The organism is Stutzerimonas stutzeri (assembly GCF_019090095.1).
Classification (GTDB): domain Bacteria; phylum Pseudomonadota; class Gammaproteobacteria; order Pseudomonadales; family Pseudomonadaceae; genus Stutzerimonas; species Stutzerimonas stutzeri_AN.
Window position 1 is genome coordinate 464,464 of sequence record NZ_JAGQFP010000001.1, and the last position, 20,962, is coordinate 485,425.

At 63.9% G+C, this 20,962-nt stretch carries 17 protein-coding genes; 6 read left to right on the forward strand and 11 right to left on the reverse strand.

From position 1 onward, the window contains the following. Positions 1–100: 100 nt before the first annotated feature. The gene (locus KVO92_RS01960) at positions 101–931 is read left to right on the forward strand and encodes a DODA-type extradiol aromatic ring-opening family dioxygenase (protein ID WP_217474017.1); all 831 of its coding nucleotides are present in this window, start codon (positions 101–103) and stop codon (positions 929–931) included. A gap of 29 nt (positions 932–960) precedes the next feature. Then, positions 961–1,242: a DUF2218 domain-containing protein gene (locus KVO92_RS01965; protein ID WP_217474018.1), complete on the forward strand. Its 282-nt coding sequence runs from the start codon at positions 961–963 to the stop codon at positions 1,240–1,242. A 15-nt stretch (positions 1,243–1,257) separates the two neighbouring features. On the opposite strand, the gene KVO92_RS01970 is transcribed toward KVO92_RS01965, so the two are convergent. From KVO92_RS01970 to glgA, 7 genes are all read right to left on the reverse strand, one after another. Further along, on the reverse strand, positions 1,258–2,112 hold the full coding sequence (locus KVO92_RS01970) for a M23 family metallopeptidase (RefSeq protein WP_217474019.1): 855 nt from the start codon (positions 2,110–2,112) through the stop codon (positions 1,258–1,260). Between the two features lie 239 nt (positions 2,113–2,351). Then, positions 2,352–4,502: a glycogen debranching protein GlgX gene (glgX, locus tag KVO92_RS01975; protein WP_217474020.1), complete on the reverse strand. Its 2,151-nt coding sequence runs from the start codon at positions 4,500–4,502 to the stop codon at positions 2,352–2,354. A 99-nt stretch (positions 4,503–4,601) separates the two neighbouring features. Beyond that, entirely contained in the window at positions 4,602–4,991 is a 390-nt protein-coding gene (locus KVO92_RS01980) for a DUF2934 domain-containing protein (RefSeq protein WP_217474021.1), read from the reverse strand. Continuing rightward, positions 4,988–7,801 carry a malto-oligosyltrehalose synthase gene (locus tag KVO92_RS01985; protein ID WP_217474022.1) on the reverse strand — a complete coding sequence of 938 codons (2,814 nt, stop codon included), beginning with the start codon at positions 7,799–7,801 and terminating at the stop codon, positions 4,988–4,990. The genes KVO92_RS01980 and KVO92_RS01985 overlap by 4 nt, the downstream gene beginning before the upstream one ends. Continuing rightward, on the reverse strand, positions 7,798–9,873 hold the full coding sequence (gene malQ, locus KVO92_RS01990; protein ID WP_217474023.1) for a 4-alpha-glucanotransferase: 2,076 nt from the start codon (positions 9,871–9,873) through the stop codon (positions 7,798–7,800). The genes KVO92_RS01985 and malQ overlap by 4 nt, the downstream gene beginning before the upstream one ends. Then, entirely contained in the window at positions 9,863–11,647 is a 1,785-nt protein-coding gene (gene treZ, locus KVO92_RS01995) for a malto-oligosyltrehalose trehalohydrolase (protein WP_217474024.1), read from the reverse strand. The genes malQ and treZ overlap by 11 nt, the downstream gene beginning before the upstream one ends. 12 nt (positions 11,648–11,659) lie before the next feature. Further along, complete coding sequence (gene glgA, locus KVO92_RS02000) at positions 11,660–13,219, reverse strand: glycogen synthase GlgA (protein WP_217474025.1); 1,560 nt, start codon at positions 13,217–13,219, stop codon at positions 11,660–11,662. A gap of 298 nt (positions 13,220–13,517) precedes the next feature. On the opposite strand from glgA, the gene KVO92_RS02005 reads away from it, so the two are divergent. After that, positions 13,518–14,018: a CinA family protein gene (locus KVO92_RS02005; protein ID WP_217474026.1), complete on the forward strand. Its 501-nt coding sequence runs from the start codon at positions 13,518–13,520 to the stop codon at positions 14,016–14,018. An 88-nt stretch (positions 14,019–14,106) separates the two neighbouring features. Here the strand turns inward: KVO92_RS02005 and KVO92_RS02010 are convergent, their stop codons facing one another. Further along, on the reverse strand, positions 14,107–15,219 hold the full coding sequence (locus tag KVO92_RS02010) for a mechanosensitive ion channel family protein (protein ID WP_217475396.1): 1,113 nt from the start codon (positions 15,217–15,219) through the stop codon (positions 14,107–14,109). A gap of 186 nt (positions 15,220–15,405) precedes the next feature. On the opposite strand from KVO92_RS02010, the gene KVO92_RS02015 reads away from it, so the two are divergent. Continuing rightward, positions 15,406–15,936, forward strand: coding sequence for a ferritin-like domain-containing protein (locus KVO92_RS02015; RefSeq protein ID WP_217474027.1), 531 nt, complete (start codon positions 15,406–15,408; stop codon positions 15,934–15,936). 38 nt (positions 15,937–15,974) lie between these two features. Here KVO92_RS02015 and KVO92_RS02020 read toward each other — a convergent pair whose 3' ends face one another. After that, positions 15,975–16,256, reverse strand: a complete 282-nt coding sequence (locus tag KVO92_RS02020; RefSeq protein ID WP_021208203.1) for a DUF1652 domain-containing protein — start codon at positions 16,254–16,256, stop codon at positions 15,975–15,977. 205 nt (positions 16,257–16,461) lie between these two features. On the opposite strand from KVO92_RS02020, the gene KVO92_RS02025 reads away from it, so the two are divergent. After that, positions 16,462–16,785 (forward strand): hypothetical protein, encoded by a 324-nt coding sequence (locus KVO92_RS02025; RefSeq protein ID WP_217474028.1) that lies wholly within the window; start codon positions 16,462–16,464, stop codon positions 16,783–16,785. Between the two features lie 50 nt (positions 16,786–16,835). After that, positions 16,836–19,391, forward strand: a complete 2,556-nt coding sequence (gene ligD / locus KVO92_RS02030) for a DNA ligase D (protein WP_217474029.1) — start codon at positions 16,836–16,838, stop codon at positions 19,389–19,391. 15 nt (positions 19,392–19,406) lie between these two features. Here the strand turns inward: ligD and KVO92_RS02035 are convergent, their stop codons facing one another. Continuing rightward, the gene (locus KVO92_RS02035) at positions 19,407–19,643 is read right to left on the reverse strand and encodes a DUF2790 domain-containing protein (RefSeq protein ID WP_217474030.1); all 237 of its coding nucleotides are present in this window, start codon (positions 19,641–19,643) and stop codon (positions 19,407–19,409) included. Positions 19,644–19,879: 236 nt separating this feature from the next. Beyond that, positions 19,880–20,815: a LysR family transcriptional regulator gene (locus KVO92_RS02040; protein WP_217474031.1), complete on the reverse strand. Its 936-nt coding sequence runs from the start codon at positions 20,813–20,815 to the stop codon at positions 19,880–19,882. Between the last annotated feature and the right edge of the window lie 147 nt (positions 20,816–20,962).

The following is a 20,962-nucleotide window of genomic DNA, read 5'->3' on the forward strand; positions in this document are numbered from 1 at the left end:
CTGGGCTCCTACTCTGGGTTGGAACTGTTGATGTGTTTTGGCCTGTTAAAGCCAAACCGAGTGTAATCCATACTGTCGTCTCTCTTGTGAGGACACGACCATGCGCCGCCACACCGACGATGCCCCGACTTCCCAACCGCAGCCGACGCTGTTTCTGCCGCACGGTGCCGGCCCGTGCTTTTTCATGGAGTGGAATCCGGCCGATGCCTGGGACCGGCTTGCGGCCTTCCTCAAAGGTGTCGCCGCGACGCTGCCGCAGCGCCCGCGTGCGATCGTGCTGGTGTCCGGCCATTGGCTGGAGCAGCAGGTCCGGGTCACTGCTGCGGCCAATCCCGCGCTGATCTACGACTATCACGGGTTCCCTGCGCATACCTATCAATTGCGCTATCCCGCTGCAGGCGAGCCGGCCTTGGCCGCGCGTCTGGTCGCCCTGCTCGGCGAGGCGGGAATTCCCGCTCAGGAGGACCGCCAGCGCGGCCTTGACCACGGTGCGTTCATTCCGCTGAAGCTGGTGTTTCCCGAGGCTGACGTGCCGGTTGTACAGCTGTCGCTGCGCAGCGATCTGAACGCCGCCGCCCATCTGCAGATCGGTCGCGCGCTGGCGCCGTTGCGTGACGAGGGCGTGTTGATCATTGGCAGCGGCATGAGCTTCCACAACATGCGAGGCTACGGCGACCCGCGTTTCGCACCGATCTCGGATGACTTCGACCAGTGGCTCAACGCCGCAGTGGCCGCGCCGGCCGATCAGCGCGAACAACTCCTGCGGCACTGGGAAGAGGCACCCTCGGCACGACTGTGCCATCCACCACGCGGCGAGGAGCACCTGCTACCGCTGATGGTGGCTGCCGGTGCGGCCCTGGACAGCCCGGGACGCAACGTATTTTCCGACCGGATCATACAGACGACGCTGTCGGCTTATCGGTTCGGTTGAGCCACCCTTGTTCATAAACGGAGATGCCCATGTTCAGTTCAAACGCACAGATCCAGACCGCCAACCCCAGCCGCCTGATTCGTCGGCTCTGCAAACACTGGGGTCACAAGTTCGAGGTGGATTTCGATGACCAGCAGGGCCGTATCGCATTCGGCGAAACCACGTGCCTGCTCAAGGCGGGCGAGGGGACGCTGAACGCTGAACTGCAAACGACCGACGCCGCTCAGCTGGACAGGATGGAAGGCGTAGTGGCCGACCACCTGCAGCGGATGGCGACGGACGAGTCCTTCACCTTCGTCTGGCAGCGCTGATTGCCTCGATGACGGTCAATCGTTGCTGGCGAAGTTGGGCAACTCGTTGACCGGGCGGGAGAAGCGGAAGGGGATCGACACCATCGAGTCGCCGTACTCCTTTTGCACCACGAAATGCAGATGCGGACCGGTACTGCGACCGGTGTTGCCGGATTGGCCAAGCAGCGTGCCGACCTTGATCTGCTGCCCCGGCTTGACCCGCACCGAGGCGCGCTTGAGATGCAGGTAGGCGCTGTGCGTGCCGTCCTCGTGACGAATCCTCACGTAGTTGCCCGCAGGATTGGGGAAACGACCGCCCTGACTGTTGTGCACTTCGACGACCGTGCCGGCCCGCGCGGCGACAATGGGCGTGCCCACCGGCATCGCGACGTCCACCGCGTAACGTCCCTTGGGCGAGTTGTGGCTGAAATCGCCCCCGGCGCCCTGGGAGATCCGGAACGGGCCTCCCTGCCAGGGCAGTTCGTAGGCGTAACCGCCAACGCTGCCTTTGCGGCCCGGCTCTGGGGAATAGATCAGCGAATAGCTGAATGACTGCTGATACATCAGCGGATAACCCGATTTGCGCTTTTGCAGCGTGGCGATGCGCAGGCGACTACGTGCAGGGATCGTCTTGCGAATGACGCCCTTGCCGACGCCGGTGACGTTGACCATCCGCGTCAGCCGCAGCACCGCTTCGATCGGCACGTCCGTATCGTTGTGCACGACCATCGCCTTGCCGGATCCGACGCGGTTGGCCAGCAGCCGGACCGAGCCGGGCTTGCCGGACGGGAGCGTCGCGTTGGTAATAGTGCCACCGGCCAGCAGCGGCAGCGAAGCACCGGAGCAGGCGAGTAGCAGAGCCAGGGTAACGATTAGCCGAGTCGAAGCCATAGGGGTGTGATCCGTCACGGATGGGACAACCTGCCAGCGGCCGCAGGAACAAATCCGTAGGTTTCATGAACGCCGCGCAGGGGGTGGGACTCAACGGCGGGCGCGGGGTTCACTACCGCACGTCGATATCGCGCAAACGATTGAGTCTGCCCTTTGCACTACGCAGCGGCAGCGCGCAGAAACGCCAAGGCCCCGAAAAACGGGGCCTTGGCGACTCATCGTCGATGGGCTTGCTTGGGTTATTCCTCTTCCTTGATCAGCTCGAACAGCAGCAGGGAACGTCCGGTCAGCGCGTACTCGTCGCTGAAGTCGAAGCGCTCGGCCCGGGCGTTGGGGTTGTTGGTGTCGATCAACCGGTTCCAGTAGATGCCTTGCGGCACTTCGGGAAGAGCGAAATTCACCACATCGTGATGCGAGTTGACGACGATCAGCAGCGTGGCATCCGAGCCCGCACGGCGGATCCCTGTCGGCTGCGCACGGCCATCGAGCAGCATGCCCATGCACCGGTTGTTGCCGTCCTGCCAATGCTCGACGGTCATCTCTTCCGCGTGCGGGGCCAGCCAGGTCACGTCCTTGACGCCCAGTTCCTCGTTGTAGGCGCCCACCAGGAAGCGTCCGCGACGCAGCATCGGATAGCGCTGGCGCAAGCGGATCAGCTTGCGTACGAAGGCCTGCAAGGCCCGGCTGTCTTCGGGGATATCCCAGTTGACCCAACCGATTTCGCTGTCCTGGCAGTAGGCGTTGTTGTTGCCATGCTGGGTGCGTGCGAACTCGTCGCCGGCAACGATCATGGGTGTGCCCTGGGAGAACAGCAGCGTGGCGAAGAAATTGCGCATCTGCCGGAAGCGCAGCTCGGTGATCTCCGGGTCATCGGTCGGTCCTTCGACGCCGTGGTTCCAGGAGATGTTGTTGTCATTGCCGTCGCGGTTGTCTTCGTCGTTGTCCTCGTTGTGCTTCTCGTTGTAGGACACCAGGTCCTTGAGCGTGAAGCCGTCGTGCGCCGTGACGAAGTTGACCGAACTGAACGGGCGCCGGCCACGCTGGTTGAACAGGTCGCCGGACCCGGTCAGGCGGCTGGCGAAGTCGGCCAACTGACCTTCATCGCCTCGCCAGAAGGCGCGCACGGTATCGCGGAACTGGTCGTTCCATTCGGCCCAGCCGGGCGGGAAGCCACCGACCTGATAGCCGCCGGGGCCGCAGTCCCAGGGTTCGGCGATCAGCTTGGTCTTGGCCAGGACCGGGTCCTGGCGACAGGCCACGAGGAATCCATGGCGCTCGTCATAGCCGTCGTGCTCGCGGCCGAGAATGGTGGCCAGGTCGAAGCGAAAACCGTCGACGTGCATCTCCTCGGCCCAGTAGCGCAGCGAGTCGGTCACCATCTGCACCACACACGGATGGCTCATGTCCAGCGTGTTGCCGGTCCCGGAATCGTTGATGTAGTAGCGCTTGTCGTCGGGCATCAGCCGGTAGTAGGAGGCGTTGTCGATACCGCGCATGGACAGCGTCGGGCCCAGCTCGTTGCCTTCGGCCGTGTGGTTGTAGACCACGTCGAGGATGACCTCGAGGTCGGCGTTGTGCAGGTGCGCGACCATCTCCTTGAACTCGCTGATCTTGCCGCTGGCCAGGTACTTGGGGTGCGGCGCGAAGAAGGCGATGCTGTTGTAGCCCCAATAGTTGGTCATGCCTTTCTCGAGCAGGTGCTGGTCCTGCACGAAGGCGTGGATCGGTAGAAACTCGATCGAGGAAACGCCCAGCTTGCGCACGTAATCGATCACTTCGGGGGTCTTGAATCCGCCAAAGGTGCCGCGCATGTCGTCGGCCACCGACGGGTGCCGCATGGTGAACCCACGCACATGGGTCTCATAAATGATGGTGCGATCCCAGGGCACCTGTACGGGCCGGTCATGGCCCCAGGTAAAGGCCGGGTCGATGATCTTGCACTTGGGTACGAAGGGCGCGCTGTCGCGCTCATCGAAGCTGAGATCGCCGTCGGGATGGCCGATGGTGTAGCCAAACAAGGCCTCGGACCATTTCAGCTCGCCGACCAGTTGCTTGGCATAGGGATCGATCAGCAATTTGTTGGGGTTGAAACGGTGGCCGGCCTCGGGCTCGTAGGGCCCGTGCACGCGATAACCGTAAATCTGCCCCGGGTGAGCGTCGGGCAGGTAGCCGTGCCAGATCTCGTCGGTGTATTCGGGTAGCTCGATCCGCTCCAGCTCGGTCTCGCCATCGGTGTCGAACAGGCACAGCTCGACCTTGGTGGCATTCGCGGAGAAGATCGCGAAATTGACGCCCAGCCCGTCCCAGGTCGCGCCAAGAGGGAAGGGGAGACCTTCACGGATACGCGACGGGGTTACTGTCTGAGGCGCCGCAGGCTTTTGTTTACTCATGAAATCTCCGATGGCAGCGCGTGATCGTTGCTGTGCAGGGTTAGGGAACGCCGTACCCACCCGGCCCGCCAAGCGAGCCGGGTGAGGTGGCGCTGTCGTTCAGGTTTCTTTCTTGGCACGCGGCGTGCGGGTTTTCTTCACGCCCGCTGGCGTGCCTTCAGCCGCTTCGGTGTCCGCGTTCGGCTTGGCCTGCGCCGAGGTTTTGGCCGCGGCGGCTGGCTTGGCGGGCTTGGTGCCCGAGCGTGCCTTGGTCTCTTTTGCCGGCTTGGCCGCCGCCTTGGCGGGTTTTGCCGCAGGGGTGGCGTCGGTCGGCTTGGTGGCGGTCTTGCGCGCGCGACTGGCCGGCTTCTCGGCCGCCGGCTTGCCACTTTCTGCTTCGGCAAGCTTGCGCGCCATTTCCCAGTGACGTTCATCCTGGCCATGCGGGCGGCCTTCCGACACCCAGATGTCATACGCGAGTTCACGGATCCGCTGCTCGTCTTTCTTCATCGTTCTGATTCTCCTGTTGAACTGATCGATACCTGTAAAACCGCCACGGGCAGTTGTTGTAATACTTCGGCTACACGCAAACCCGCTTGTTTGGGTGTGACTGTCGTTCCGTCAAAAAGTCGCTCCATTGCATGACCGCTCAGCGCCTCGGGCAGGCGCACAAGGGTGTCGCCCCAGTTGGCCGCTGGAATCTGCGGGGTCTGGCCATCGCCCAGCAACGGGGTGGCCAGTCGCGCCGCCACAATGACCAGCCAGTCGCCGTCGAGTTCGCGGGCGAAGGCGACGAGCCGCTCGGCGTGCTCCCCCTCGACCTTCAACGGCCGATAGCGCCCCTCGGTGAACAGCCGCGGACGTGCCCGGCGCAAGCGAAGGGTCCGTGCGATCAGCCATTGTTTGATGCGACCATCTTTCCAGTTCGCCAACAGCTCGTCCGGTTGTGCCTGCGGCTCGAAGGTGGCGCGGCGTTGATCGAAGTCCACCGGCCGGCGATTGTCCGGATCGACCAGGCTGAAATCCCAGTAATCGGCGCCCTGATACAGATCCGGCACGCCGGGCGTGGTCATGCGCAGCAAGGTCTGGGTCAGGCTGTTGACTGCGCCAGCCGGCGCCAGCTCGGCAGCGGCCTCGGCGATATCGCTGCGCAGCGTGCGGCACTCGTCACCGAGCAGCAGGGCCCGCACGTAGTGCTGGCAGGCGCCTTCATACTCGCTGTTGGGATCGGTCCAGGTGCTGCGGAGCTTGGCTTCGCGCACGGCCTTTTCCTGCCACTTGATGATCCGCTCGCAGTACGCCTCGCAGGCGGCGCGGTCATCCAGGTCGAGGTCCAGCGGCCAACTGCCGAGCAGGATCTGATACAGCAGCATCTCGTCGCCGGCGGATGGCGCCGGCCCGTCGGCCAGCTGTTGGCGTTGGCCATAGGCGAGCTGGCGCCAATGGCGCACCTTGGCGGCGAACCACTCGGCGCGCTCGCTGATCGCCGTCATGCGGGCACGGGTATCTTCGCCGCGCTTGTGGTCATGCGTCGCGGTGGTCAGTAGGTTGCGCGGAAAGTGTTCGGCGCGCAGCGAGCATTCGGCGTGGAACGCCTCCACCGGCGCGCTGAAGGTCTGCGGGTCGAATCCGACATCGTTACGCGACAGCAGGGCACCGGAGCGGTAGCAGGCGGTGTCCTCCACGGCCTTGGCGGCAGCGGGGGAGGTGAGCTGCTGAAAGCGCGTGCAGGCATAGCGGCGCATGCGCCGTGCCGCGCCTGGTGGCAGTTCGCGCAGGCTTTCGCCGCCGAGCCAGCGGTCGAGCAAGTCCAGCAGCGGCCAGTCGGCCTCGCCGAGCGTGGTGCGCGCACCGGCCAGCGCTTGCTGGAAGAACGGCTCGTCGGCCTCACGGCGTCCCCGCGGCCCGATGTAGGTGCGGTAGACGGGGAAGTGCACGATCAACTCCAGCAACGCACGGCGAATGGCGCCAAGGGTGATGTCGCGGGTCATGACGTCGTACCGGGCGACCTGCAACAGCGCTTGCGCAACCGTTTCGAAATCGCCCGCCAGGGGCCCGGTCAGTACCAGCTGCCGGGCCTGGCGAACTTCTTCCATGAAATCTGCCGGGCGTTCGGCCGTTTCGCTCCAGAGCGAACACAGCACCGCCTTACCGGCCGGATCGTGCAACAGCAATGACACCTGGTTCATGAACTCGTAGCCGGTGGTGCCGTCGACGCCCCAGTCGTCATGCAGGTGTTCACCCTCGGCGAGAATCTTCTCCACGTAGATGGGCACGTGATCCTGGGCCGCCTCGGCTGGCCGCGCGGCATTCAGCCGATCGACCCGGCGCCGCAATTGCCTGCAGTAGCCGCGCGGGTTGGCCAGGCCGTCAACGTGGTCGATCCGCAGCCCGTCGACCAGTCCTTCGCTGATCAGCTCGAAAATCTTCGCGTGGGTTTCTTCGAAGACCACCGGGCGCTCGACGCGCAGGCCGCCCAGCTCATTGATGTCGAAGAAGCGCCGCCAGTTGATGTCGTCGCCAGCGGTGCGCCAGCTGGCCAGGCGATAACTCTGCCGTTCGAGCAGGCTGTGCAGTCGCTTGAAGCCTTCCTTGGTGGTCGAGTCGTAGTGTTTGAGCGCGTCTTCCAGCGCCTGCCGCGTGCCGCTGTCTTCCAGCAGCCGGGCCAGCTCGGCACGCAGCTCGCGGGCGGTCTGATACGGCGCCGGCTCGGTTTTCAGTGCATCGAAATGCTGCGCCAGCGCGCGTAACTCAGGCAGCTCGGTCAACCGCAGGATTTCACCGTAGGTGGGCGGCGAAATCGGGAAGCGGTGTTCGTAGTGTTCGGCGTAGAAGGCTCCGTTCTCGATATCCAGCCGCAGCGGAATCTTGCCCTCCTGCAGCGCCTCACCGTAGTCGCTGCCGAGGAAGGGCACCAGGAGCTGACCTTCGAGCAGCGGATCGGGTGAATTCCACTGGATATCGAAGAACTGCGCGTACGGGCTGCGGCGGCCCCATTCCAGGACGTCGAGCCACCAGGCGTTGCCCGAGCCGCCGACGGCCATGTGGTTGGAAACGATATCCAGGATCAGCCCCATGCCCTTGGCCCGCAGCGCCTCGACCAGGCGGTGCAGCGCCGCTTCGCCACCCAGTTCGGGGTTGATACGCGTCGGGTCAATGACATCGTAGCCGTGCATGGAGCCGGGGCGCGCGGTGAGCAGGGGAGACGCGTACAGGTGGCTGATACCCAGCTCGGCAAAGTAATCGACCAGCGCCGTGGCGTCGTCGAGGGTGAAGTCGCGATGAAACTGCAATCGCAGCGTGGCGCTAAGGTCTCTCATCGAGCATTGCTTCCAGTGGTCTGCCGACGGGCTCGGGCAAGGGTCTCAAGGCGACGCGTGCAGGCCGGGTTGTCGAGCAATGTGGCGCTGTCGCCCGGGTAGCGACGGCGCCAGTTGGGGTGGGTATCGGTGGTGCCGGGCATGTTCGGCTGTTCGAGCAGACAGAGCGCATCTTCGACCGGATACAGCGCGAGCGGTGCAGGGGTGTGGCCGATGAATGCGCCACAGGCTTCGGCCAGCGTGTCGGCATCGGTCAGGTCGCCGTCTACCTCCGACGCGTACTCACGCAGCAGGCGAAGCAGGCCGACACGCTCACGTTCACGCTCCTCCAGCTGCGCAGGGCGCTCGTGTTCCTGATGCTGGCCGACGCGGATGCGCCAATCGATGTCATGCGCCTGCCACCAGCCGTTGATGGTCGGCAGGTCATGCGTGGTAGTGGTCGCCAGGGCGCTGCGCGGCCATTCCATGGGCGTCTTGAAGTTGCCCTGGTGGTCACGCTCGAAGAACAGCACGCGCATGCCCAGCAGGCCGCGGTCGGCCAGTTTTTCGCGAAGGCCATCGGGTACGGTACCCAGGTCTTCGCCGAGAATCACCGCGTTGCGGCGCCAGGCTTCGAGCGACAACAGCCGCAGCAAGTCATCGAAGGGATAATTCAGGTAGGCACCTTCCATGGGGCCGGCACCGGCCGGCATCACCCACAGGCGCTTCAGTCCCATGACGTGATCGATGCGCATGCCGCCGGCGTGGGCCAGGTTGGCGCGCACCATTTCGATGAAGGCGCGGTAGCCGTTGGCCCTCAGGCCCCAGGGTGAAAACGCCGAGATACCCCAGCTTTGCCCCTGGCGATTGATGATGTCCGGCGGGGCGCCAACGCTCAGTGCGGCCAGCACTTCATCCTGACGACTCCAGGCCTGGCTGCCGCCACCGTCCGCGCCCACCGCCAGGTCGCTGATCAGGCCGATCTTCATCCCGGCGCTGTGCGCCGCGGTTTGCGCGCGCTCGAGCCCCCGCGCGATCAGCCACTGGCAGAACGCGTGGTAGCTCACTTCATCGGCATGCGCCTGAGCAAACTGCTCGACCGCCGGATTGTCTGGCGAGCGGTACTGCTCGGGCCAATCACGCCAGTGCTGCGGCTGACCGTCCGGGCTGAGTAACGCGTCGTGCAACGCCTCGAAGCGGCAATGATTTTCCAGGGCTTCGCCGCCGGCCTGGCGAAAGCTGTCGAAGTCGGCCTGCTGCGCGTTGCCGCCTTTGCTGAAGTCGTCGTACAGCGCACGTAGCACGCATTGCCGTGTGCGGGACACCGCTTCCCAGTCGATCAGCTCGAGCTGCTCCAGGCGCTTGAGTTCTTCGGCCAGGCCACAGGACTCGATGGCGATGCGCAGCGGGGTATCGCCGAGTATCGCCTCCGGCGCGCTGTGCAGGATGTTGAAGAACAGCCGGCTCGAGGGCGAGTAGGGGCTGTAATGACCGCTGTAGGCCGTGAACATCGCGTGGATCGGGCTGATGCCGAGGGCATCGGCGCCATGGGCGGCAGCGTTGCGCGCCAGCGCTTCGAGGGCCAGGGTATCGCCCAATCCGCCGTCGCCAGGACGACGCAGGCCGTACAGTTGCACCGTCAATCCCCAGGCGTTGGGCGCGACGTCTTCCACACGCGGGCAGGCGTGCGGCGCCACCGCCAGGGTCACCTGCCGTCCGCCCAGCTCCAGCTGGTGATAACCCGGCGTGGCGACAGCGGGCAGGCGTGCCTGCTCGTCCAGGCGTCCGTCGTGACGGCTGCCGTCTTCCATCACCAGGGCGTAGCCGGTGCCGGGTTCGGCGTAGCGGCTGAGATCCAGGGTGGCGCCCTGATCCAGTGTCAGCAACGGCGGCGGGGTGGTATCGCCGTCGACGGCCTGCAGCTTGGCCAGGCTGTCATCGATATCGGCATCGCTCTGCGCAGGCAAACCGAGGCCGGCCAGCACGGCACGCAGCACATCGGGGCTCACGCGTTGGTCGCGTCCGTCCGCATCCACCCAGTCGATGGACAGACCCGCCGCCTTGGCCAGGCGGTTCAGTCGTTCATCGCTCATTGGCAACCTCCAGATACATCTTTGCGGTGCGTGCCGGCAGGATGCCGACGGCGGTTTCGGCTTCGGTGCCGCGGCTGACATGCAGCAGGCGCGCTTGCGTGCCTGGCGGCGGAGCGACTTCGAGGTCGACGCCGCCGAGGTTCAGCTCCAGACGGAGCTCGCTGCCGTCACCCAGCTGCCAGCGCGCGAGCGCGGCCGCGTCGGCCAATGCCTGCGCACCCAGAAAGCGCGCCCCCTCGAGCCGAGGCACGATCTCGCGGTGGCGGATGTCGAGCAGCCGTTGATACAGGCCGAGCCACTCGGCGTGCTCGGGATGCTCGCGTTTGCCGAAGTCCGGTCTGGACGCCTCGAAGGTGTCTACCGCGTTCGGGTCAGGAATGCGCTCGCGGGTCTGCTCGTCGGCGAATTCGGAAAACTCGGCGAACTCGCCGCGGCGGCCTTCACGCACGGCATCAGCCAGCTCGCCGTGGTGACTGGTGAAAAACAGGAAGGGCTCGCGCGCGCCCCATTCTTCGCCCATGAACAGCAGCGGAATCATCGGTGACAGCAAGAGCACCGTGGTGGCGGCTTTCAGTGCGTCGGCATCGGTGAGGTTGATCAGCCGATCGCCGAAGGCGCGATTGCCGGTCTGGTCATGGTTTTGCAGGAACAGCACGAATGAGGTCGGCGAGAGGTGCCCGCTGGGCTCGCCACGTGACTCGCCGCGGCGGTTCTCGTGGCCCTGGTAGACGAAGCCTTCACCGAGGAAGCGCACCAGCTTGCTGGTCGAATCCTGGTGATAGTCAGCGTAGTAGCCCTGTCGCTCGTCGGTCAGCAGGGTATGCAGCACGTTGTGGCCGTCGTCGTTCCACTGTGCGGTGAACCCTTGCGACAGCAGGCTCGCACGGTTGTCCTCGTTTTCCAGCACCAGGTGCACATGGCGCCCGGGCTCGGTTTCGGCACGTACCCGTTCGGCCAGTTCCGTCAGGAAGGTGCGGTCCGGAATGGCGTGAACGGCGTCCATGCGCAGCCCGTCGAAACGGTAGTCCATCAGCCACATCAGCGCGTTATCGATGAAGAAATCCCGGACCTCGCGGCGGCGGAAATCGATGGCATCGCCCCAGGGGGTCTGCTGATCGTGCCGGAAGAAATGCTTGGCATAGCGGTGCAGGTAATTGCCATCCGGGCCGAAGTGGTTGTAGACCACGTCGATGAAGACCATCAGGCCCAGGCCATGGGCGGTGTCGATCAGGTGCTTGAGCTGATCGGGCGTGCCATAGGACGCCTCGGGCGCGTACAGCAGGACGCCGTCGTACCCCCAATTGCGCGTGCCTGGAAACTCCGCGAGCGGCATCAGCTCAATGGCCGTGATGCCCAGATCGGCCAACGCCTGGAGGCGTTTCTCGACCTCGGCATAACCGCCAAGGGCGCCGACATGCAACTCATAGAGCACGGTTTCGGGCCACGGCCGGCCCCGCCAATCGCGGTTGCGCCACTGATAGCCGTCAGGATCGACCAGGATGCTGGCATCGTGCACGTCGGCGGACTGGGCGCGAGACGCCGGGTCCGGCACCGTCAGTTCATCGTCGATGAGAAAGCTGTAGTGCGTGCCGGCACGTGCCTCGGTCTCGAGGCTGTACCAGCCGTCAACGTCTTGTTGCATGGGTAGCGTATCGCCACCCGCTATTACCAGACTGACGCTGCGTGCGTCGGGTGCCCATAGCCTGAACCGAGTGCGCGAATCATCGAGTAATACCGGTCCGTGTCGCCCATTGCGGGCAGGCCTGCTTTGCATTGATCGACCTCGTTAGATAGTGGCATGTGCCTCGCGCCGCCCGCCCAGCAGTCGCTGGTACAACCGGTCGTAGGGCTCGATCGCGTGGCGCCAGAAGAATCCGTTGCTCATGGCTCGACAGCGCATGGCGTTGAGCAGTTGCGGCCGCTCGTGCACCTGCAGCGCGCGCTCCACCGCGGCGCGATAACTGGACAGCGACGCCTCGTCGAAGAGAAATCCCGTGACCCCGTCATCGATGCTGTCGGCCAAGCCGCCGGTGCGGTGGGCAATGGGCAGCGAGGCGAAGCGTTGTGCGTACATCTGGCTCAGGCCGCACGGCTCGTAGCGCGAGGGCATCAGCAGAAAATCGCTGCCGGCGAACAGGCGCCGGGCATCGGTTTCGTTGAAGCCGATGTGTGCGCCGACCCGACCCGGGAAGCGCTCGACCAGCCGCCGTACCTGATCTTCGATATGGGGTTCGCCACGGCCCAGGATGGCCAGCTGGCCACCGCGCTCGACGATGGTCTCGGCCACGGCGATGGTCAGGTCGATGCCTTTCTGGTGGACCAGGCGCGACACCACCGAGAACAACGGGCCGTCACCGTCATCCAGGTCGAACAGCTCGCGGACGTGGGCGGCGTTGGCCGTTTTCCCGGACCAGTCCTCGGGGCTGAACGGGCTCACCAGATGCGAGCAGCTTTGCGGCTCCCAGCTTTCGTCGATGCCGTTGAGCAGTCCGCTGAGCAGTCCCTGGCGGGCTTTCATGCTGAGGAAGCCCTCCATGCCGCAGCCGAACTCGGGCGTGGTGATTTCCTCGGCATAGGTGGCGCTGACGGTGGTCACCTGGTTGGCATAGGCGATGCCGGCCTTGAGCAGCGAAAGTGCCCCGTAGAACTCCATGCGCTCCGGACCGCAGGCTTCCATCGGTATGGCCAGCGAGCGGCGCAAGTTCATGTCGATGTTGCCCTGGTAAGCCAGGTTGTGAATCGTGAAGACGCTGGGCGTGGTCAAGCCACGCCAATACATGTAGGCCGGCGTCAGCCCGGTGGGCCAGTCATGGGCGTGAACCAGATCGGGGGTCCAGCGGATGCATGCCGTACCGGCGGCGATGTCCGCGGCAGTCATGCACAGACGGGCGAAGCGCACCGGGTTATCGGGCCAGTCGCGGCCCTGGTCGTCGCCATAGGGCAGGCCGTCGCGCTCGTAGAGCTCCGGGCAGATCACCACGTAGATGATCAGCCCGTCGGGCATGTCCAGGCGGCCGATCTGGCAGGTCGGCAGGTCGCTGTGCGAGATCACGCTGCCGACGATGCGGATCGGCTCGCCGCATTCCATGACTTGCTTGTAGCCCGGAATCAGGACACGCACGTCATGCCGTCCGGCCAAGGCGCGGGGCAGCGCGGCGGACACATCGGCAAGCCCACCGGTCTTGACCAGATCGGTCAGTTCCGAGGTGACGAAAAGAATCTTCTTCTTGTCATCCTGTCTGCTGCGAAGCTCGAGTACCGGCCGCTCCGAGGGCGCGTTCGGCGTGCGAATGGGTTGAGTTGTGTTAACGGGGGCAGGTCGGACGTTCACCGCAGCAATACTCATAAGTACATCCCTCCAAGTGATTGGCGTTCGAGAACGGCCATCACGAGCACATTCGTTCCAGACAGCCCTGTTGAAGAGCTGCTAACCATGAGCACGGCAAAGTGGTTTTTATTCTTGGTGGAGCCGCTTATCCCGCGGCTTCAGGCCGGATTGGCCCTACCCTGAAAAAGACAGAACCGCTGTGAATTAGTTCTCAATTTATGACGAACGCCATCGGCGGGAACTTTGGTGATGGCGGCCGGTTCGGAAAATTGACGTGAACCAGGCGTTCTGCCCGCAATTCCCCGGAGCCATGACCATGCGAGACCTTGCTGAAATCGTGCAGTTTCTAAGCGACAAAAAGATGAAATTGACCACTGCCGAGTCCTGTACCTGTGGCCTGATGGCCTCGTTGATGGGCGACATCCCCGGCTGCGGCCAAGTGCTCGACAGCGGCTTTGTCGTCTACTCGCCGAAAGCGAAGAATCGTCTGCTGCACGTCAGTTTCGAGACCATCGAGCGTTTTGGCCTGACCAGTGAAGAGGTCGCTACCGAGATGGCCATCGGGGCACTGAATGCCAGCGTTGCCGATATCGCGATCGCCAACACCGGGGTCGCCGACGACAGCGAGGAAGATGCCGGCGGAACCCAGTGCTACGCCTTTGCGCTGATGCAAGGTGAGCGCCAGGTGAGCATCAGCGAGACGGTGCAGTTCGAAGGTGACCGGGTCGCGATCCGCAAGCAGGCTGCGCGCTACGGGCTAGAGCAGTTGCCGAGCAAATACGAGCAGCTGCTACGCAAGCTGCGCGAGCACGGCTGAGTCGAGCAGGTGTGTCACCACGCACCGAGAGGGGACAGGTCGCGCGTCGATGCCCCGAATTGCGGCGTCGCCGAGGCCGCCTGCCGCGTCAAACCGGCGGCTGGCGTTCGGGCTCTACATAGTCCGGTACGGATTGGTCGACGGTGGGCTTGCGCCCAACGCTCAGGTCGGCGCGCAACTGCGGCAGACAATGCGGGTACTGCCGCTGGATGAAGCCGATCAGGCTTTCACGCAGGTGGCAGCGCAGGTCCCAGTTGCGCGAGGAGTCCTGCGAACTGACCAGCACGCGAAGTTGAAGGGACTTTTCGCTGGCGTCGGTGACCTGCAACACGATGACCCGGCCATCCCAGAGCTCGGGCAAGTCCTGGCAGAGCCGCCGCAGCTCTTCGCGCAGTGGTTCCAGCGGCAGGGAATAGTCGACCCAGAAGAACACCGAACCGATGATGCTGGAGTTGCGCCGCGTCCAATTCTGGAACGGCTTCTCGATGAAGTACTGCAGGGGCACCACCAGCCGGCGATCATCCCAGATCCGCACGACGACATAGGTGCCGGTGATTTCTTCGATCCGGCCCCATTCGTTTTCGACGATCACCACATCGTCCAGGCGAATCGGCTGGGTGACCGCGATCTGTATGCCGGCGATCAGGTTCGCCAGCACCGGGCGCGCGGCGAAGCCGACGGCCAAGCCCGCCAGCCCCGCGGACGCCAGCAGGCTGGCGCCGAACTGGCGAGCGGCGGGGAAGGTCATCAGCATGCCGGCGGCGCCGACGAGCAAGATGAAAAAGCTCAGCGTCCGCAGCAATACCCGCGACTGCGTCTGGATCTGTCGTGCGCGCAGGTTGTCGGTGACATCCACCGGGTTCTTCAACCGCACGGCGTGCTCGACGCCGCGCATCAGCCGCAGTGCCACCCAGGTGATGCAGCCGATGATCAGCAGCGTTGTCGTGCGCCGGGCCGCATCGATGAACAGCAGCTCGTCGCTGGCGGCGGCCAGTACCGTTTGCAGGCCGAGCAGCGGAAGCAGGACCCGAATGGGTTTTTCCAGCTGCTCGGAAACGGCCTTGGTGAACAGAAAGCCGCGCCCCAGACGCAGCATGACAGCCGTCATTACGCGGCTGAACACGCTCAACAGCACCACGACGAAGGCCGCAGCGAGCAGGGTGCGCAGCGCGGGTTCGGTGATATAGCGCTCCCACTGCAGGGGGAATTGGAGGATATCGATAAGCCAGCTCCGCTCGGATGTTCGGATCAAATGACTGGCGGTACCTGCGTAAGTTCAGGGCCCGCATGCAGCCAGTCGGATACGTTGAACTCCCTGGTTCGGTCCGTTTCACACCTACATAGAGCGGGAACACCCGATCGGTATCCGACCACTGGGAGACACGTCATGCAAAGTGCACAAACCGGAAATGATGTCCGCGTCGAGCGTTTGATCGAATGGCTTCGCGATGCGCATGCCATGGAGGCGCAAGCGGAAAGCATGCTCAACAAACAGGCCAGTCGCATCCAGCACTATCCGGAGCTGAAGGCCCGGATCGAGCAGCACATTACCGAGACGCAGAATCAGGCCAAGCTCATCGAGGGTTGTCTGCACCGCTACGACAAGTCCTATTCGGGATTCAAGGACCTGGGCGGCAAGATGATGGCGATGGGGCAGGCCATGGGCGGCATGATGGTCAACGACGAGATCGTCAAGGGCGCCCAGATGGGCTATGTCTTCGAGAATCTTGAGATCGCCTCCTACGAGATCCTCATCGCCGCAGCCAAGGCCATCGGCGATACCGAAACAGCGGATGTCTGTACCCGCATCCTGGCCGAAGAAGTCGCCATGGCCGAATGGATGCGCAGCCACCTGGCAGAGCTCACACAGGCTTATCTGACCCGGGCGCAAACGCCCCATACCGAGGCCAAGCGCTGATCGCGAGCGGGCAGACGTCGAACGGCGGCCTAAGAGGCCTACCGTTCGGCGACTTTCTCGGGCAGCGAGGCGGTCATCAATCCGCCGCGGGTCGCGTAGAGCTCGAATCGCAGTTCCTGGGCGAGCCGCACCAGGTTGGCCGCGTCTCGGCATTGGTCATCGGTGATGCCCAGGACCGTGAGTTCTTCGCCACCGAGGTGCTCCTCGTAGAGGCGAACGGTAACCCGACTGTCCTCCTGCGCGTGGCAGTCGCAGCGATAGGGATGAAGGTAGTTGCGAAGGATATTTTCGATCGTCAACAGAGGTAGACGTGAAGCCATGCTCCTCCCTCCCATCGTTTGTCCAGGGTCCGCGAACTCGCTCGCAGTCGGTTGCCACCCAAGGGTGGGGGCACTTCTCAACGCTAGCAGGCCGTGCCCGGTTGTAAACACCCGAGGATGTCCGTTTAGCGGATGAAAACGGTATCAAGCGGGGACTGCGACACTTTTACGCACGGCGCGAGCGCCGATGAACGAGAGGCACTGTATGAAATCGATCACCACCATGACGGTGTTGTTGGCGAGCCTGGTAGCGCAATCCGTGTTCGCTCAATCGCCTGCGGGTACGGCTGAAGATGAACAAGGTGCGCGGCCCAGCCCAATGGGCAATCCCACGCCGCAGCAAACCCTCGACACGCATAAGGACAGCCAGGGGCGCACGGTCATCGAGGACGGCAAACCGGTTAGCCCTGCGCCACGCACCGAAGGCGCGCCGGATACCGACGTGACGGACCCGTCCGTACAACCTGATCGTCACTCCAGCCACGGCGGACCAACCGATTCGGCGTCGGACCCTGGCGAGCTGGAGTAGGTCGAACAGGGATTTGCAACGGAATTTGTCCGGGTACGGAGCCTGCCACCATGGCCCTCGACGAGTACAACCGCAAACGCGATTTCGCTGCCACGCCCGAGCCGGGTGGGGAAACCAAGTCTACCGGCAAGCGCGGCCGGCAACAGGCGTTGCAATATTGCATCCAGAAGCACGATGCGACGCGGCTGCACTACGATTTTCGCCTCGAGCTGGACGGTACGCTGAAGAGCTGGGCCGTGCCCAAAGGACCATCGCTGGACCCCAAGTCGCGGCGACTGGCCGTGCATGTCGAAGACCATCCACTGGACTACGCCACCTTCGAAGGCACCATCCCGGCAGGGCATTACGGCGCCGGCGATGTGATCGTCTGGGACCGGGGTGTCTGGACGCCTCAGGGCGACCCGGAGGAGGGCTATCGCAAGGGCAAACTCAAGTTCACGCTGGAAGGGGAAAAGCTGAGCGGCACCTGGAACCTGGTGCGCACCCGCATGGACGGCGGCAAGGAGCAATGGTTTCTGATCAAGTCGAACGACGAAAGCGCGAGACCTGAGAGCGAATACGACATCGTCCGCGAGCAGCCTGACAGCGTGCTCAGCGATCGGACGCTGATCCCGCGCAAGCGCGGCAAGGCCAAGCGAGAGGTCGATGCCAAGCCGGTCAAGACGCCGACCGCGCGCCGCACTCGAAAGAAGACCGGCCAGGTCACGCTTTCCGGCGCCAAGGCGCTCGCACTGCCGGACAGTATCAAGCCGCAGCTGGCGACCCTCGTGGAGTCGGTGCCGGACGGCGATTGGCGCTACGAGGTCAAGTTCGATGGCTATCGCATCATGGCGCGGATCGACTCGGGCAAGGTGCAGCTGTTCACCCGCAATGGCCACGACTGGACTGCCAAGATGCCGCAACAAGCCGAGGCGCTTGCCGCACTGGGGCTCGAATCGGCCTGGCTCGACGGCGAAGTGGTGGTGCCCAACGAAGACGGAACCCCCGACTTCCAGGCACTGCAGAATGCCTTCGAGGTCGGCCGCAGCGGCACCATCGTTTATTACCTGTTCGACCTGCCGTACCTGAACGGCATGGACCTGCGCGAAGTGCCGCTGGAGGAGCGCCGTGCCGCCCTGAGCCAGGTACTGGAGCATAACGACAACGACCTGCTGCGCTTTTCCGCCGACTTCACCGAACAGCCTGAGAGCGTGTTGGAGAGTGCCTGCCAGATGAAGCTCGAGGGGCTGATCGGCAAGCGCGCCGGCAGTACCTACGTGTCCAAGCGCAGCAGCAGCTGGGTGAAGATCAAGTGCAAGAACCGCCAGGAATTCATCATCGTCGGCTATACCGACCCCAAGGGCGCGCGCAGCGGCTTCGGTGCGCTGTTGCTGGGGTTGCACGACGAAGCGGGCAAGTTGCGTTACGCCGGCAAGGTGGGCACCGGTTTCAACCAGGTCACGCTCAACAACCTGCATGCCAAGCTGCAGGCGCTGGAGGTCGACAAGAGCCCCTTGGCCAAGGCGCCGCCAGCCGCGGATGTGCGGGGTGCACACTGGCTCAAGCCGGAGCTCATGTGCGAGGTGGCCTTTGCCGAAATGACGCGTCAGGGGGTGATTCGCCACTCGGTGTTTCATGGTCTGCGCTCGGACAAGCCCGCCCAGGCGATCACCCATGAGCGTCCGGCGAAAGCGGCGACGACGCGTTCGGGGAAGACCGCCGCCAGCACGGCGACCAGCGCGGGCACGATCAAGATCTCCAACCCCGAGCGCATCATCGACAAGACCATCGGTGCGACCAAGATGGAGTTGGCGCGTTTCTATGCCGAGGTGGCGCCTTGGGCACTGCCGCATCTGCGCCATCGTCCCCTGGCGCTGGTAAGGGCACCGGAAGGGATCGACGGCGAATTGTTCTTCCAGAAACACACCGAAAAACTGAGCATCCCGCACATTACCCAGCTGGATACCGCGCTGTTTCCCAAGCATGCCGCGTTGATGACCATCGATACGCCCGAGGCGTTGGTCAGCGCCGCGCAGATGGGCACCATCGAATTGCACACCTGGAATGCGGTGGCGCCGGTGCTCGATCATCCGGATCGCTTCGTGCTGGATCTTGACCCCGATCCGGCCTTGCCGTGGAAGCGCATGATCGAAGCGACCCAGCTGACCCAGACGTTACTCGATGAGATCGGCCTGCAATCCTTCCTCAAGACCAGCGGTGGCAAGGGCCTGCACATTCTGGTGCCGCTCGACCCGGTTCATAGCTGGACCGAAGTCAAGGCGTTCAGCCAGGCCATCGCACAATACATGGCCAAGCTGCTGCCGCAGCACTTCTCGGCGGTCAGCGGGCCGAAGAACAGGGTGGGGCGGATCTTCATCGATTACCTGCGCAACAGCCAGGGCGCCAGTACCGTTGCCGCCTACTCGGTGAGGGCACGCGAGGGGTTGGGGGTGTCGGTGCCGATCCATCGCGATGAACTGGCCGAACTCAAGGGCGCCAACCTCTGGACCATCCGCAACCTGATGCCGCGGCTGGAAGAGCAGGGCGGCGATGACCCCTGGGCCGGCATCGATGCGACCGAACAACGGATTACTGCGGACATGCGAGAGCGGCTGCGGATGAAGTGACCGGCGATCTGCCGATCAGTGATCGATGCAGTCGGCGCCCTGACGCAGGTAGCTCACCGTATGGGTTTCGCCTTTCGAATCCAGATAGGTCATCGTGGCTTCGACCACAGAGCAGCCGCCCTTGGGCACCTCCATCGAAATCACCTTGGCGACATCCAGGTGATCGCCATAACGATAGGGTGTCGGCTGCGGGGCGGCGGCGGCCAACTGAGCGAACAGCGACAAGCCGGCAATCCAGACAAGATGTTTCATATCCACCTCTTTGCGCAGAGCCTCGCCAGGGGCGCGGGCTCGGAACTAAAACGGCTGCCCAACGAGGGGAGGCAGCCAGAAAGCGACAGACATCGACCCAAAGGAGCAATCATCGATCGATGCGGCGAGCGACCTTGGTCGACCGACGCTCTGTCACTGCGCAAAGGATAAGAAGCAACAACGCTGCGAAAAATGGCTGTTCAGGAGAGACAGTCTTACCCAAAAGGTAACAATGCTCAGACCCAGTATTCGGGGTTCTGTAGAACTTGGTGGTAACCGAAAAACGCCTGCGGCAGCTCACGCTTGAGAAATTCGACCCATGTCCTGACCTTGGCGTCGAGGAAGCGCCGGGACGGGTAGAGGGCGTAGATGGTCTTTTCCTGCAGACGGAACTGCGGCAGCAGACGCACCAACGAACCCCGTTGCAGGGCCGGTACCGCCACGTAGTCGGGCAACAGGCATATGCCCATTCCGGCTTCCGCCGCAGCGCTCATGGCTTCGGCGACGTTCACCTTGAACGTTTCGCCCGGCAGGACCGTCTGTTCGACGCCGTCGGCGTGGAAGGTCCAGCTGTCGGCGAATACCGGATCGGCCAGGCGCAGGCAGCGATGCTGCTCCAGGTCGGCTGGCACCCGGGGCGCGCCATGCTGCTTGAGGTAGATCGGCGATGCGCAGACCACATGGAACACCGTGCCCAGCGGCTGCGCGATCAGTTCGGAGTCCGGCAGCTCGCGCGACAGGGTGATGACGACGTCGAGGTTGTCCTCCAGCAGGTCCGGTTTGCGCTGGGAAAGCATCAGGTCGATATTCACCTGCGGATTGCTCTCGTTGTAACGGCCGGCGAGCGTCGCCAGCAGCTGGATGCCCAAACCGATGGTGGAATGAACCCGCAGACGCCCCCTTGGCACCTTGTGGGCGCCGCCTGCCTCGAGGCGAGCCTGCTCGACCTGCTCGAGAATCACGCGACAGTGCTCGAGGTAGCGTTCGCCCGCTTCGGTCAGTGCCAGACGCCGCGTGGTGCGGTGCAGCAGGCGCGCCTGGAGATGATTTTCAAGTTCCGACACCAGCCGCGATACCTGCGCTGTCGAGGTGTCGGCCTGCTGCGCGGCAGCGGTAAAGCTGCCGGCATCGACGACCCGCACAAAGGTCTGCATCGCATTTAGCATGTCCATCCTCACCACCTGAACGCCTGCACGTCGTTATAGCCATCAAGATCGCCGTTGGAGTCTCGTGTGTCACGCCGGTTCGGCAGGGCGCTATCGCACGCGGCGACCAGTCCGGCACTCCCGCCTGCTAGCGGTTTGACGGATTCTTCACAC

Bases quoted from the DNA above. Each gene is read 5' to 3' on its own strand.
- KVO92_RS01960 (WP_217474017.1), top strand. From the start codon at position 101: ATGCGCCGCCACACCGACGATGCCCCGACTTCCCAACCGCAGCCGACG.
- KVO92_RS01965 (WP_217474018.1), top strand. From the start codon at position 961: ATGTTCAGTTCAAACGCACAGATCCAGACCGCCAACCCCAGCCGCCTG.
- KVO92_RS01970 (WP_217474019.1), bottom strand. From the start codon at position 2,112: ATGGCTTCGACTCGGCTAATCGTTACCCTGGCTCTGCTACTCGCCTGC.
- glgX (WP_217474020.1), bottom strand. From the start codon at position 4,502: ATGAGTAAACAAAAGCCTGCGGCGCCTCAGACAGTAACCCCGTCGCGT.
- KVO92_RS01980 (WP_217474021.1), bottom strand. From the start codon at position 4,991: ATGAAGAAAGACGAGCAGCGGATCCGTGAACTCGCGTATGACATCTGG.
- KVO92_RS01985 (WP_217474022.1), bottom strand. From the start codon at position 7,801: ATGAGAGACCTTAGCGCCACGCTGCGATTGCAGTTTCATCGCGACTTC.
- malQ (WP_217474023.1), bottom strand. From the start codon at position 9,873: ATGAGCGATGAACGACTGAACCGCCTGGCCAAGGCGGCGGGTCTGTCC.
- treZ (WP_217474024.1), bottom strand. From the start codon at position 11,647: ATGCAAAGCAGGCCTGCCCGCAATGGGCGACACGGACCGGTATTACTC.
- glgA (WP_217474025.1), bottom strand. From the start codon at position 13,219: ATGAGTATTGCTGCGGTGAACGTCCGACCTGCCCCCGTTAACACAACT.
- KVO92_RS02005 (WP_217474026.1), top strand. From the start codon at position 13,518: ATGCGAGACCTTGCTGAAATCGTGCAGTTTCTAAGCGACAAAAAGATG.
- KVO92_RS02015 (WP_217474027.1), top strand. From the start codon at position 15,406: ATGCAAAGTGCACAAACCGGAAATGATGTCCGCGTCGAGCGTTTGATC.
- KVO92_RS02020 (WP_021208203.1), bottom strand. From the start codon at position 16,256: ATGGCTTCACGTCTACCTCTGTTGACGATCGAAAATATCCTTCGCAAC.
- KVO92_RS02025 (WP_217474028.1), top strand. From the start codon at position 16,462: ATGAAATCGATCACCACCATGACGGTGTTGTTGGCGAGCCTGGTAGCG.
- ligD (WP_217474029.1), top strand. From the start codon at position 16,836: ATGGCCCTCGACGAGTACAACCGCAAACGCGATTTCGCTGCCACGCCC.
- KVO92_RS02035 (WP_217474030.1), bottom strand. From the start codon at position 19,643: ATGAAACATCTTGTCTGGATTGCCGGCTTGTCGCTGTTCGCTCAGTTG.
- KVO92_RS02040 (WP_217474031.1), bottom strand. From the start codon at position 20,815: ATGGACATGCTAAATGCGATGCAGACCTTTGTGCGGGTCGTCGATGCC.